General features: G+C 41.7%; 11 protein-coding genes. 5 read left to right on the top strand and 6 right to left on the bottom strand.

The window, feature by feature from the left end; genetic code table 11:
• Nucleotides 1–23 precede the first annotated feature (23 nt).
• Genes FET73_RS14165 through FET73_RS14155 form a run of 3 tightly spaced genes read right to left on the bottom strand, consistent with a single transcriptional unit; the run spans nucleotide 24 to nucleotide 2,070 of the window.
• On the bottom strand, nucleotides 24–797 hold the full coding sequence (locus FET73_RS14165) for a nucleotidyltransferase domain-containing protein (RefSeq protein ID WP_154224630.1): 774 nt from the start codon (nucleotides 795–797) through the stop codon (nucleotides 24–26).
• On the bottom strand, nucleotides 787–1,701 hold the full coding sequence (locus FET73_RS14160; RefSeq protein ID WP_218944355.1) for a nucleotidyltransferase domain-containing protein: 915 nt from the start codon (nucleotides 1,699–1,701) through the stop codon (nucleotides 787–789). Before FET73_RS14160 ends, FET73_RS14165 begins: the two co-directional genes overlap by 11 nt.
• 12 nt (nucleotides 1,702–1,713) lie before the next feature.
• Nucleotides 1,714–2,070, bottom strand: a complete 357-nt coding sequence (locus FET73_RS14155; RefSeq protein ID WP_154224629.1) for a zinc ribbon domain-containing protein — start codon at nucleotides 2,068–2,070, stop codon at nucleotides 1,714–1,716.
• Between the two features lie 183 nt (nucleotides 2,071–2,253).
• Here FET73_RS14155 and FET73_RS14150 point away from each other — a divergent pair, with 183 nt between their 5' ends.
• The 3 genes from FET73_RS14150 to FET73_RS14140 all read left to right on the top strand — a co-directional run bounded on the left by FET73_RS14150 (nucleotide 2,254) and on the right by FET73_RS14140 (nucleotide 7,154).
• Entirely contained in the window at nucleotides 2,254–3,618 is a 1,365-nt protein-coding gene (locus FET73_RS14150) for a DNA-3-methyladenine glycosylase 2 family protein (protein WP_154224628.1), read from the top strand.
• Complete coding sequence (locus FET73_RS14145; protein ID WP_154224729.1) at nucleotides 3,618–4,085, top strand: methylated-DNA--[protein]-cysteine S-methyltransferase; 468 nt, start codon at nucleotides 3,618–3,620, stop codon at nucleotides 4,083–4,085. Before FET73_RS14150 ends, FET73_RS14145 begins: the two co-directional genes overlap by 1 nt.
• A gap of 528 nt (nucleotides 4,086–4,613) precedes the next feature.
• Nucleotides 4,614–7,154: an adenosylcobalamin-dependent ribonucleoside-diphosphate reductase gene (locus FET73_RS14140; protein WP_154224627.1), complete on the top strand. Its 2,541-nt coding sequence runs from the start codon at nucleotides 4,614–4,616 to the stop codon at nucleotides 7,152–7,154.
• A gap of 396 nt (nucleotides 7,155–7,550) precedes the next feature.
• Here the strand turns inward: FET73_RS14140 and FET73_RS14135 are convergent, their stop codons facing one another.
• A complete protein-coding gene (locus FET73_RS14135; protein WP_154224626.1) occupies nucleotides 7,551–7,940 on the bottom strand; it encodes a GFA family protein in 390 nt (129 codons plus the stop codon).
• A 171-nt stretch (nucleotides 7,941–8,111) separates the two neighbouring features.
• On the opposite strand from FET73_RS14135, the gene FET73_RS14130 reads away from it, so the two are divergent.
• Both FET73_RS14130 and FET73_RS14125 read left to right on the top strand, forming a co-directional pair.
• On the top strand, nucleotides 8,112–10,058 hold the full coding sequence (locus FET73_RS14130) for a RecQ family ATP-dependent DNA helicase (RefSeq protein ID WP_154224625.1): 1,947 nt from the start codon (nucleotides 8,112–8,114) through the stop codon (nucleotides 10,056–10,058).
• Between the two features lie 221 nt (nucleotides 10,059–10,279).
• On the top strand, nucleotides 10,280–10,480 hold the full coding sequence (locus FET73_RS14125; protein ID WP_154224624.1) for a CsbD family protein: 201 nt from the start codon (nucleotides 10,280–10,282) through the stop codon (nucleotides 10,478–10,480).
• Between the two features lie 129 nt (nucleotides 10,481–10,609).
• Here the strand turns inward: FET73_RS14125 and FET73_RS14120 are convergent, their stop codons facing one another.
• Both FET73_RS14120 and FET73_RS14115 read right to left on the bottom strand, forming a co-directional pair.
• Complete coding sequence (locus FET73_RS14120; RefSeq protein WP_154224623.1) at nucleotides 10,610–12,526, bottom strand: CBS domain-containing protein; 1,917 nt, start codon at nucleotides 12,524–12,526, stop codon at nucleotides 10,610–10,612.
• Between the two features lie 27 nt (nucleotides 12,527–12,553).
• Nucleotides 12,554–14,398, bottom strand: coding sequence for an SLC13 family permease (locus tag FET73_RS14115; protein WP_154224622.1), 1,845 nt, complete (start codon nucleotides 14,396–14,398; stop codon nucleotides 12,554–12,556).
• Between the last annotated feature and the right edge of the window lie 60 nt (nucleotides 14,399–14,458).

Raw genomic sequence — 14,458 nt, 5'->3', positions numbered from 1 at the left:
CTTGAGGCTTTCAATTTTTGTTATCAACCGCATTTTAAAAATAGTCTAAACTCATGATTCCAATCGATTTCAACTTGCTTGGCCCCTTGGGGAAAGTTATCTTCCAAGGCAACAAACAAAGTCTCAACATAGGCCAATAAATCGGCATCAATGACGGTACACTCAGATTCATTCAATCCAGATTTGATGGTGACCAAATCTTTAACCTTGTCTGCCATGTCTGCTGAAAAACCGGTGTGGGCTATCAAATAACCAAACTCAACTGATGGCATGGTATTTTTTTGTAATATCCATCTCGCACTGAGCAAGGATCGCATAAAATAGAAGAAGCGTTTTAACTTCACTTCATTTTGGCCTTTGATGTCTTTCCATGCACTCTTGGCCATAGATCTGTAATGGTAATAAGCCGCCTGTGGTTTAAAACTTAAATCCATCACTTTCATCATTTTTTCATACAGATTTTCATGAGATTGATAAACTATAGGTGTGTTTAGCCACTCATGAACCACCACATTCCCTTTGGCCGCCAATTGCATCGCTTTTTTCAAATCCCAGCCAGCAATATCGAGCTCATCGCTGATGGGCACCTCGATCACGTCACGCTCTGGATGAACTTGTAAGTACCAGTCCTTTTTGTGAACATAAATAAACCGCACGTCATAATCACTGTCTGGTGAGGGAAAACCCCAACTCCTGCTGCCACTCTCAATCGCATGAATCACAATCACATCATGTGCCGCTTCAATCGCCTTCAATTCTGCCAACACACTGTCTTTTATTTTTATTTCATTTTCCATTTGAGCCAAAATCCTCGATTATTTTTTGTATTTTATTAATAGCCAAAGTGGCTTTATCCTGTTGATTAACCACGTCGCTAATTGTGCCATAATGCTGCTCTAAACAATTCATCAACAATTCACGTATCGCCTTTTCATTTGGCTTGTCAGGCAATTTACACCTTTGAAGGTAAACAGCTTCTAACTCACGTTCCTTTGACCTGAAGAATGATTCTAATTGCTCAATTGACCAATCACCGCGCCTTATCGCCTTTAATCGTTCAGCATCTCGTGTCAAATCCAAATCTTGAGTGATCATCAACTGCTCTACTTCGCCTAACAACCTCACGACATGGTAAGCAAACTTGATGTCATAACCATATTTCTCTACCACTTCTTTGCGTTTACCAATCGGGTTTTTGGTTCTGATTTTATGAATCTGTCCATAAGCATAGCCTTTGAACTTGCTCCAACAGCCTTTGTGAAGGAACAAAGTGCGCTGCTCACGAATCATTTCAGCAACAGGCGTCGCATGTAATACACAATGTCTAGGCACAAACAGTGAGTCAATGATGTTCGGATTGTTATCGGCCAATAACCTGAAATACCGAGTGATTGAATAAATTGTCACATCATATACCCTACCCGATCCACCCATGGCTTGTGGGTCATTGATGTGGTGTTTTTGATACTGCTGAAAGCCCAAGTCATAAGGATCAAACCCTGGCACTTCACCCCTGACATGCGGAAAAACTTCGTGCTTGGGCGGAATCGCAAAACCATAAACATCCATATCTGAACTGTCATTACTCACACCATAAGCCATCGACCCCATGATCACTTCATATTGGGTGGTGTTTTTCAGAAAAGACGGTGCATCAGTTATGAGCTGTTTTTCTACGAGTTGTTTGAAGTGACTGGCCAAAATAAATACCCTTTAACTACCAATCAAAAAATCTAGTACTTGTTGACTGTTCGAAACACTGCCGTAAAACATTTGAGAAAACTGACAACGTTGGCACACTATCACCCGGTATTTGTTAGTTTGAACTTCAAATATTGAACTTAAACGTCCTCCAGAACTTCGCATTTGCCTTTCATCATATTTGTCATGGCCACAATGAGGGCATTGATAGTTGACAGTGGGCTCCCTCAATGCCAGTTCTTTTTGGAGTAATTTAACCAAACCCAAGTACTCATCTGACCTGACTCGAGATAGCCTGAGGTGTTCAAGTAATTCAACATAAGTGAGCTGTGAGATTTGAGATTCATCTAATGCTGTCTTTTTGGTCATGATTAATGATTAAATTTGATAAAAAAGTATTGTAGCAGTTTATTAATTCTTCAAACGACTAATAGTTAAAAGAACAGCGCATTCTCAATACCATTTAAAAAACATTTCACATTAACTTCCGAAAGTGGCTGGCTTATCTTTTGACAGGCGGTAGAATGGTGTTTTTAATTCTGAATCACCTGTATGCTCGACACCAAAACATGCCAACTAGCCCGATTGTCACGTGATGCGCGTTTTGATGGCCAGTTTTTCACTGGTGTCAAAACAACGGGCATATTTTGTCGATGTATTTGCCCTGCCACACCTCCGAAAGAAAGCAATGTCGATTACTACCCCACAGCCATCGCGGCAGCTAAAGCGGGTTTCAGGCCTTGTTTGCGTTGTCGGCCTGACAGTGCACCGCATTCGCCTGCTTGGAATGGTGTCGGTGCGACTGTAGAACGGGCCATGCGCTTGATTCACCAAGGTGCTTTGGAATCGGGATCTTTGGCTAAATTGGCAGATGATTTGGGTATCAGCGACCGCTATTTACGCCAAGTGTTCAATCAACATGTGGGCGTGTCACCGAAAAAATATGCTTTGTATCAACAATGCCTGTTTGCCAAGCAGCTATTACACCAAACCCAATTACCTGTCACCGAGGTCGCTTTGGCAAGTGGTTTCAACAGCGTGCGGCGTTTTAATGATTGCCTGTTAAAACAATTGCACCTCAACCCGACACAAATCCGAAAAAACCAAAAAGCCGAAACTGACAATTTGCAGTTAAAACTGGCCTATCGTCCACCCTATGATTGGCAAAGCATGCAACAGTTTTTATCACATCGCGTGATTGCGGGTTTGGAATGGATTGATGCCAACAGCTATGGCAGAACCTTTGAATTCAATCAAGCACAAGGCCAGTTCACAGCACACCACATCGCTGACAAAAACCGTTTTAATGTTGATATCGAAATTGATGATTTGTCGCAATTAAAAAATGTAGTCAACAACATCCGCCGCGTGTTGGATTTGGATGTGGACATCCTGGCTGTAGAAAACCACCTTTCAACACATTTTGCCTCACAGCTGACGATACATTCTGGACTCAGGCTGCCCGGCACTTGGAGCTTGTTCGAAGCAGGCATTCGTGCCATTTTAGGTCAACAAATTTCAGTCACAGCAGCAATGAATTTAGTCACCACCCTGGTTGATCAATTGGGTGAATCGCAAAATGGACACAAATTATTTCCAACAGCAAAAGCCATCGCTAACAGCTCACTGGACTTTTTCAAAATGCCCGGCTCAAGGAAACAAACATTGAAAAACTTGGCTCACTTTGTCATGTCTGAAGAAAATAATGACGACCCAAATGACTGGCTGGCACTTAAAGGCATAGGCCCTTGGACGGTCGATTATGCCAAAATGCGCGGCCTCAGCGATCCGGACATTTTCTTGGGTGGCGATCTGGGTGTGCAAAAAGCCATGGCCAACGAAAAAAATCAATTATCACCCGACCAAGCCAAACCTTGGCGCAGCTACCTCACCTTTCAACTTTGGAGTCAATTGTGATGTTCACAGATTATTTAACCACGCCCTTGGGGCTGATGGAAGTCAACGCTTCTGACACAGGCATCGTCAGTGCCCACTTCAGAGATAAAGAAAGTAATGAAATCAAAAGCAATGCTTTGACTGAAAGTTGCAAACAACAATTAAAAGAATACTTCGCATCTGAACGGACTGAATTCGATTTGCCGCTGGAACAACATGGTACGGACTTTCAGAAACAAGTTTGGACCGCTTTGCTTGATGTTAAATTTGGCACCGTGGCTTCATACCTTAATATAGCCCAAGCCATCAACAACCCCAAAGCCATTCGCGCAGTCGGCGCGGCCAATGGCAAAAACCCACACACGATTATAGTACCCTGCCACCGCATCATTGGTAGCAATGGAACGCTGACCGGTTATGCCAGCGGTCTCGAACGCAAAGCATGGTTACTCGAACATGAGTCAAAATCTGGTTTAATTTTGAACTAAATTTACAGCAAATATCAAATGAACAGACTGTAGGTAGAATTAACTATTCGGCCAATAAAAATCTGAATGGTTATTTTGTAATTTCAATGACACATTTTTCAAAAAAGATTTTCACGAAATGTTTGAGCTCTGTTTTCAACTGTGTAAAAACAAATGACATGATTTTTTAAAAAAATCCTCCATTAAAACAAGCATTTACAACACCGCGTTTTATTTATTGAATTTATGAACATTTGTTCACTAAATATTTTGTGTCAAATTTCCACAATATTGCTATTTGTAATCACATAATCATGCTATATTTACCCGCATGAGATTAAAGCACAAAAGCTCAAAAAAGCACTTATGTTATTGATATACAAAGATATTATTGATTTTATTTAACCATTCTATATAAATAAGAATCATTCGTATCGGGAAATTTTTTTAAATTATCCGGATAATTAATTATATTTTAGGTGCAAACAAATATTGCTTAATCAACACAAATCTTCTCTTTTCAATACATATATTTTTGAAGAATAAAAAATGCAAGCATCAAATTTATCACAAAACATCACATCATTCACTCAAGATGAAGCCTATGAAGCCGCGTTAACTTACTTTAAGGGTGACGACTTAGCCGCACGGGTATGGGTCAACAAATACGCTTTGAAAGATTCGGACGGCATTGTATACGAACAGACACCAGATGACATGCACAAAAGACTGGCATCTGAAATTGCACGTGTTGAACAAAAATACCCCAACCCGATGAGCGAGTCAGAAATCGTTGGATTGATTGAGAACTTCAAATACTTGGTACCTCAAGGTGGACCAATGACGGGTATTGGCAACCCACACCAAATCGCCTCATTATCAAATTGTTTTGTGATTGGTAATGACGGCGGCTCTGATTCTTACGGTGGCATCATGAAAATTGACCAAGAACAGGTACAATTAATGAAACGCCGTGGTGGCGTGGGCCATGATTTATCACACATCAGGCCACGCGGTTCAGCGGTTAAAAATTCCGCATTGACTTCAACAGGCATTGTTCCTTTTATGGAACGCTATTCAAACTCTACCCGCGAAGTGGCTCAAGATGGCCGCCGCGGTGCTTTGATGCTTTCTGTTTCAATCAACCACCCTGATGCCGAGGATTTCATTGATGCCAAGTTAGAACAAGGCAAAGTGACCGGTGCCAATGTTTCTGTCCGCATTGATGATGAATTCATGCAAGCAGTAAAAGACAAAAAACAATACACACAAAAATACCCGGTTTTCAGTGAACAGCCGCAATTCACTAACAAAATTGATGCCACAAAATTGTGGGATAAAATCGTCCACAACGCTTGGCAATCAGCTGAACCTGGCATCTTGTTTTGGGACACCATCACACGTGAATCTGTGCCTGACTGTTATGCTGACCTGGGTTATGAAACCGTTTCAACCAACCCCTGTGGTGAAATTCCTTTGTGCCCGTATGACTCGTGCCGCCTATTGGCCATCAACCTGTTCTCATACGTTGATCAACCTTTCACTGAACATGCGAAATTCAACCAAGAGCTATTCATTGACCATGTGGGTAAAGCACAACGGTTGATGGATGACATCATTGACTTAGAGTTAGAAAAAATTGATGCCATCATTGCAAAAATTGATGCAGACCCTGAAAGCGAAGAGGTCAAACGCATAGAGAAAAAATTGTGGCTGAACATCAAAACCAAAGCCGAAGAAGGTCGCCGTACAGGCATAGGCATTACGGCAGAAGGTGACATGTTGGCCGCCTTGAACATCCGTTACGGCAGCAAAGAAGGCAATGCCTTTTCTGAAGAAATTCACAAAATGATTGCCATCGAAACTTACCGTGCTTCGGTATTCATGGCCAAAGAGCGTGGCCCATTCGCCATGTACAACAGCGAACGCGAAAAAGACAACCCGTTCATCCAAAGATTAAAAGCCGCTGATGAGTCATTGTATCAAGACATGGTCAAGTACGGCAGGCGCAACATCGCATTGCTGACGATTGCCCCTACTGGGACCACCAGCCTGATGACCCAAACTTCCTCGGGCATTGAGCCGGTGTTCATGCCTGTTTATAAACGCCGCCGCAAAGTGAACCCGAACGACAAGAACGTGCGCATTGACTTTGTTGATGAAGTCGGTGACTCATGGGAAGAGTACACAGTTTTCCACCACCGCTTTAAACAATGGATGGAAGCCAATGGCCATGACACGTCAGTTAACTACAGCGATACTGAGATTAAAAAGCTGGTTAAACAATCACCTTATTATAAAGCCACGTCAAATGACGTCGACTGGTTAAGTAAAGTGAGGATGCAAGGCGCCGTACAAAAATGGGTCGATCACAGCATCAGTGTGACCATCAATTTACCAGAAGATGTAGATGAAAAACTGGTTCACAAGCTGTATTTAGAAGCTTGGAAGGTTGGCTGTAAAGGCGTTACTGTTTATCGTGACGGCTCACGCTCTGGCGTTTTGATTTCCAATGAAGAAAAAGCGGAGGAATTGGTCCCTTTCCCAACCAAACGACCAGAAATATTAGAAGCAGAAGTGGTCCGTTTTCATAACAACAAAGAGAAGTGGATTGCCTTTGTTGGTACCATTGATGGCCAACCTTATGAAATCTTTACCGGTTTGGCAGACGACGAAGACGGCATCTTTTTGCCACGAACGATTGAAAAAGGCCTGATCATTAAAGGCCATATGCCAGATGGCAGTTCGCGCTATGATTTCCAGTTCACCAACAAACGTGGTTATAAAACCACTGTTGAAGGCTTGTCTCACAAATTCAATCCTGAGTTTTGGAACTATGCCAAATTGATTTCAAGTACTTTGAGACATGGTATGCCGATTGAAAAAGTGGTTGAATTGGTCAATACATTACAGTTGGATTCTGAGTCTATTAACACATGGAAGAATGGTGTCACACGGGCATTAAAACGCTACATCGCTGACGGCACCAAAGTCGCCAAAGGCACTTGTGAAAATTGTCAATCTACAGAACTCATCTACCAAGAAGGCTGCCTCACTTGTAAGAGTTGTGGCTCTTCTAAGTGTGGTTGATTATAAAATATCAGTAACAACTAAACCAAGTTTTACTGCCAATTAACCATACGAAGCCCAGGATATCAAATTCCTGGGCTTCGCATCAATTAGCACAGCCTACATATAAACCAAGCCCGTAATACTTCCATCAAAACCCGTCATACCGGCGAAGGCCGGTATCCAGTTTATGAAGAAAAAACAACGCAAAGCGTTCTAAAACTATATTGAAAGAAAGCACAAATATAGCATTCATCAATTAAAAGCATCTGTTAAATAATATGTATCACAGTTAAATTCTGGATTACGGCCTTCGCCGCAATGACGACAAACTACTCATAACAGTGAATGCAGTATCCAAAAGCCCACTGAACTTGTCGCACCTAATGCGCTTACTTTTGGAAATGCCTATCAAACTCAATTCTGATGCTGAGGCGCACCATCATTGATTTCGTAATAGTCACCTTTTTCAGATACAAAAATATGCATCGCTATTTTGACGTTGGTAGGTGTAGTGATGGCCCCTAATGAAACGCCAATCCAGCTGTGTTTGTCTTTGTCTACAGGATCGAAAAATAAATTTGAGCCACATTGACCACAAAAACCACGCCTCACCTTATTTGACGAGTCAAACCACTTGAGGTGCTTTTCACCTTTGATTGTCAGGTCTTTAAACTGCACTTCTGTATCGGCTAAGAAATGCCCGGTCCATTGCCTGCACTGGTGACAATGACATGCCGAGCCTGCCCCTAAATCTCCTTTGATGGTAAATTCTACGGCACCACAAAGGCATGAACCTTGATGCATGCATTCTCCTTTTTATATCAATTAACCTATTATTTTAACAAAGCCATCTTTATTTTTCCTTGCTCAGAATCAAATAAATTGTCGACAAAATAGACAAGCTTCAGAAAATATGGGCTGAATTATGTTCAGTTAATTGGCACAATAGTCACAACACACAAACAGGAAGCAACAATGGAAATGCAGCAACCACTGACAGATTTACTTAAACAACAATTCGGCTTTGACACTTTCAAAGCAGGCCAGCAAGAGGTCATAGAAAAAATACTCAACGGCTGTTCTGCCAGTGCCATTTTCCCTACTGGCTCAGGCAAGTCATTGTGCTATCAATTGCCCGCCCTGCATTTACCTCATTTGACTTTAGTGATATCTCCTTTGTTGTCATTAATGAAAGACCAACTCGATTTCTTATTGTCACATGACATCAAAGCCGCACGTTTGGACTCTTCATTAGAGCGCGCCGAATACAACCAAGTTTTACAACAAGCCAAAAGTGGCGAATTAAAGATTCTGATGATTTCAGTGGAACGGTTCAAAAACGAACGTTTTCGCGCACAACTACAACAAATGCACATCAGCTTGATGGTGGTCGATGAAGCCCACTGCATCTCTGAGTGGGGACATAACTTCAGGCCCGATTATTTGAAACTACCGCAATACCAAAAAGCCTTCAACATACCGCAGTGTTTATTGCTGACGGCCACTGCCACACCTCAGGTGATTAAAGACATGCAAGAAAAGTTTAATATTGCACCACAAAATGTTGTTATCACAGGATTTTACAGAAGCAATTTACACCTGAAAATGAGCCCAACATCGGGTCATCAAAGGCTTGAATGCCTACAACAACGCATTCAAAGCAATCCAACAGCACCAACCATTATTTATGTCACTTTACAAAAAACTGCTGAAACCGTGGCTGAATATTTAAACCAAAACCAAATCAATGCGCAGCATTACCATGCCGGCATGAAAGCCGAAGAACGCGAAATGATTCAAAACCAATTCATGAACGGTGAAGTGAATTGCATCGTCGCCACCATTGCTTTCGGCATGGGGATTGACAAAAGCAATATCAGGTGCGTGATACATTATGACTTACCGAAATCAATAGAGAACTATGCCCAAGAAATTGGACGGTCAGGCCGTGATGGCGCACCAGCCTTGTGTGAAATATTGGCTAACAATGACAGCCTTCAGGTGCAAGAAAACTTTGTTTATGGAGACACACCAGAACTTGAAGCGATTCAACAACTGATTGAGCAAATTGCCGGCTGTCGAGGCAACTATTGGGAAACCAAATTAACCAGTTTGTCCAATGAGTTAAATATCCGCCCCCTGCCCCTGAAAACCTTATTGGTCTATTTAGAACTCGAAGGCATCATCCAACCCAAATTCACTTATTTCGAAGAATATGCATTTAAAAGCATCTCAAACACCAAAAGCATCATCAACCTATTCCAAGGAGAAAGAAAGCAATTCATCCAATCCTTGTTCGATAACTGTGTGGTTAAAAAGACCTGGACCTATGTTGACATCCAAGCCATGCTGGACAATTACACATCCAATGGAAAAAAAGTTGAACGCAGTCGAATCTTAACCGCATTAGAATGGTTAGATGAGCAAGGCCACTTAGAATTACAAGCCAAACTGGCAGTAGAGAGATTTGATGTAACTGATGATGACATCAACCTCCCTTCACTAAGCCAAAAAATGCACCAGTTGTTTTTGAACAAAGAATCAACAGAAATCAAACGAATTCACAACATGATTTCCCTGTTCGAATCAGACCACTGCATCAGCAAACAAATGGCAGAATATTTTGGTGATAAAAACACTCCTGAACAATGTGGTCATTGCTCTGTATGCACCAGGGGTCCTGCAAGTTTTCAAAGCGACACACAGCTAAGCAACTTAGCAACTTTAGATTGCGAATCTTTAATACATGATTTAAAGAAAACCATGGGACAACACAACTCTCTCCACAATGCCACAAAATTCCTCTGCGGTATCCACACACCCATCTTCACGAGACTCAAAGTACGTCGCTTACCCAATTTTGGCGCATTGGAAAAACACCCCTTCCAATCAGTTAAACAGCAGCTATCAACTCTGATGTAAATACTTTCTCGTATCAAGACCGGGTTATCAAATGTTAAATATACTTAACATTTATTTCACGTCACTTTTACCCGACACTCTTATAATAGACCACAAGTTAAATATATTTTGCTTTATTAAGGACATATTTCTACAACTATTTCTTTAATAACAGAAACTTATATTTTAGAGCGTAGAAAACAATTTTGTTTTTTACTTTATATAACCTAACAGGAGACATTATGAATTGGGATATTATTGAAGGTAAATGGGACCAAGTAAAAGGTCAAGTACAACAGAAATGGGGTAAGTTGACTGAGGATGAACTTGATCAAATTTCAGGCAAAAAAACCGAATTGTCAGGAAAACTACAAGAAAAATATGGTTACGCCAAGGATCAAGCCGAAAAGGAAATAGAAGAATGGAAGGATTCTATACAGTAACATCTTATGTCTTAAATTTATTAAAAGCGTCACATACGGGGGCGCTTTTTTTAATGCTTTTAAAAAAATAATATCATCAAGATGCGCTTACAGTAGTTATGTTAGCTTAATGACAATAACAATCATTTCTTATTTATCTGTAGTAAAATCAGTCAAAACATCTTCAAGCAAATGACTGGCAATTTTTACTAAATCATATTCTGTCACTACACCCACCAACTTTCCCTCATCTACGATTGGTAAGCAACTCACTTTTTTCTCTCGCATGATTCGAATGGCTTCAACTGTGTCCGTTTTAGGCTTGGCAAAGATGGGGTTAGAATTCATGATTTCATGCACAGCGGTTGAATCTTTATGTTTACCTTCCACCACTTTTTTAAGTATAGAACGATGTGATACCAGTCCCACCAATTCGCCTTTATCATTTTCTACTGGTACATGTCTGACGTGCTTCCAATCCATTATACTGGCTGCCAAATCCATAGAATCATCTGGGCGAACCGTCAATAATTTGGTCGTCATAAACTGTCCCAGTTTTGCAAAAGACGCACGCCAATCTATGTGTTTTGCTGTCTTCGCCAAAGGCCATTGAGCAATGGGTGTATCGTTTTCTTGCTGTTTATGCATCTCAGCCACCACAGACCTCACTTGTTCATCTACATGCACATTGCTGTCCATTTCAGTAATAGACTTAATCGCCCAACTGGCACCCGTTTGCTTCGCCCCTACTCGCTGCTCTATGGTACCCAAATACCGCTCTATGTCATCGTCATCAATACCTGATGCCTTTAACCCATTTGCAGCTTCTGGTAACAATTCAGTAAGTATTAGTTCTGACGCTGGTCGCGCAATACCATCAAACCATTCAAAATGACTTTCCAAGCCGGTTCGACAGGCTTGAAGAAAATTACTTCTGGCCGAAGAAAAACGCATGTGATCTCGAACATCATAAGACTTTCTACTCAACCCACTCATTAAACCAAAATAGAATGCAGCATTGGCCACTTCATCTATTACAGACGGACCCGATGGAAGCACCCTGTTTTCTATGCGCAAATGCGGAATATTGTCTTTCACACCATAGCAGGGTCTATTCCAACGATAAACAGTACCATTGTGTAACATCAATGCCTTCAGCTTAGGAATCACACCTTGGCGCACCATTTCAACAGGGTCATTTTCAAACTCAGAAGTCAGCATCACTGAAAACCGGGAAATGTCATCACGAAATACATCAACAATGCTGTCGATCCATGAATCACCAAAGTGAACACGTGGATAGGTTCCACGCTTTTGGTGGGTTGTTGATCTGGTATCAATTGAGGTCTGAAATACGGCTATTCTTGATTCATGCCATAGTCTGTTGTGGTGAATCAATCCAGAATTAACTGCCACAGCCATTATCGGTGCTGTCACGGCCTGTGACAAATTATACATATCAACAAACTCTTCACCACTGACCTGAAAGTGTACTTGAAAGCTGGTATTCATGGCTTCAAGCATAAAGTTATCATGCGTCACTGAAAGTTCATCTATACCCCTGATGTCCATACGAAAATCTGAACCGCGAATCTCTTTCAGTCTATCATTCAATTCAAAATAGCGATCAACAGGTGTGACATTATCCATGGTCAGATCCATTTGACGCAAGGTTGGCAAAATTCCTGCCAGTATGATTTTTGAATCATGATCAGCAGCATGTTTTTTTGCGATTGAAATGACTTCCTTTATTTCTTCTTCCATTTGACGCAAGCATTTGCCTTCGAATCGTCTTGGCGTCAGATTGGCTTCTATATTAAACAGAGCGATTTCATTGGTGAACCGCTCATCCTTAATGTCTTCTAACAACTTTAATGCCGTGCAATTGGGGCCATAATTATTGTCTGTAATAAACATTTCTTGTTCAGCGCCAATGCGTCTGGCACCACGCTCTATCAACCCTTCAGACATCATCAGCTCTAATGCCCTCAGGTCATTCAGGACGGCTCGTGTAAAGGCTCTTTTAGACTCGTCACTGCCCCCTCTAGAAATGTTTTGTTCACCCATTCTTAATCCTAAATTTGCACATTGATATCAGTATAAATGATACACCCAGGTTAACATACCCGTTAACATGGCCCAGGTAATGATCATCAACGGCACACCTACTTTTACAAAATCTATGAACTTATACCCACCGGCATTCATCACCAATAAATTTGTTTGATATGCCATAGGAGTCGCATAACTGAGGTTGGCACCAAACAACACACCCAAAACAAAGGGCTCTACTGGCATACCCAATCGTTGCGCGATACTGACAGCAATCGGGGTACCAATCACTGCAGCCGCATTATTTGAAACCACATTGGTCATGATGCCCATTGAAAATATTAAAATACCTAATACCACACCTGGCGACAACCCTTGGGTAGAAACCACGAACACATTGGCCAAGAAATCGGCCCCTCCAGTAGCCATCAAAGCCGAACCCAATGCCAAAGATGCGACAATAATAAAAATCACCTGTGCACTCAAGGCATGTGTGGCATCACGCCAACGCAAACAGCCTGTGGCGATCAAAACAAAACAACCCAAAACTGCACTGATTGAAATCGGCATGATACGAAAGGCAGCTAAACCCACAACCCCTGCCATCACAGCCAAAGCCAGTGGTGCTTTTTTGGTATGGGGTAATTCTTCACCCCCGTCCAAAACCAACAAAGAACCAGCCTTCTTTACTTCTTGAATGGCCTTTACCGTACCCTGAACCAGCAACACATCACCGGGTCTAAAAATCAAATCATCGATCCCTTTGGTATTGGCTGTGGTTTCTTTACCGTGAGAATGGACAGCCAAAAGGGTTAAATTGTATTTACTGTTCAAGCGGGCATCACCCACCCGCACACGATCCAACAAAGAACCAGAAGTGACAACCAGTTCAGCTATAGACTGATCACCTGCAGATAAAGGATGTAATTCATCGACTTCTTTTTCACCTGAATATAAAGCACCACCTAACTCAATCTCATATTCACGTAATTCATCAGCCGTATCCGACACAACCAAACGGTCACCTGCCTTTAAAATCACATCAGGCAAGGTCGCAATTGACAAACCCTCTCCTCTAACAATCCTTTGAATGTTGATTTTTCCATCAAATTTTGCACGTACATCTGCCAATGTTTTTTGGTCTGCAAAACCGCCTTTATTGATTCTTATTTCTGCAGAGAATACCCGCGGCGAAGTATCACCCAATGGTGGTTGCCTGTCAGGTAAAATTTTGGGCACTATCAACCACAAATATAAAATAGCCACTGACGCTGTGATCGCCACAGGCAAGAAAAAGTCAAACATACCTATCTCAGGCACGCCTAAGTCCTCAGCCACTTTAACCACCAATAAGTTGGTAGATGTACCAATCGTGGTTGCCATACCTCCCAATAAAGTTGCCAATCCCATAGGCAGCAACAATCCTGAGGTTGGCTGACCTGTTCGCAAGGACACACTGATTAAAACAGGTAATAAAAGCACCACAATAGGCGTGTTATTAACAAAGGCACTCAATACGGCACCCGTTATTAAAGTCAAGAGTAATGAACCTGAAGGGCTGACTTTCCAAATCTTCGCCAAAAATCTACCAATCGGCTCCATCGCACCCGTTCTAACCAAAGCTTGTCCTGCCACCATCAAGGCGCAAACAGCAATCAATGCTTCATTTCCAAAGCCAAGAAAGAATGTTTTAATAGGAAAAACCGTGCCATCACTTTGGGTGTATGGAAAGATATGAAACCCCAGAATCAAGGCACACAAAACAAACAAACTTGAAGTTTGTAAAGGTATGCTGTCACGGGCAAATAGAAACAGTGCTACCAAAGTTAATAGCATCACACCGATGGTATGTGGTTGGGCCGCGTTGGCCAACAATTGTCCTTCCATATAATTTTGTAGGTTGACGTAGCGGTTAGTCTAACAAAATTTTATAAAAATTGCTTGTCC

This window comes from Marinicella rhabdoformis (genome assembly GCF_009671245.1).
In the GTDB taxonomy this organism is placed as follows: Bacteria; Pseudomonadota; Gammaproteobacteria; order Xanthomonadales; family Marinicellaceae; genus Marinicella; species Marinicella rhabdoformis.
The sequence above is the reverse complement of the archived record's forward strand: the minus strand, read 5'-3'. Positions and strand labels throughout refer to the sequence as shown.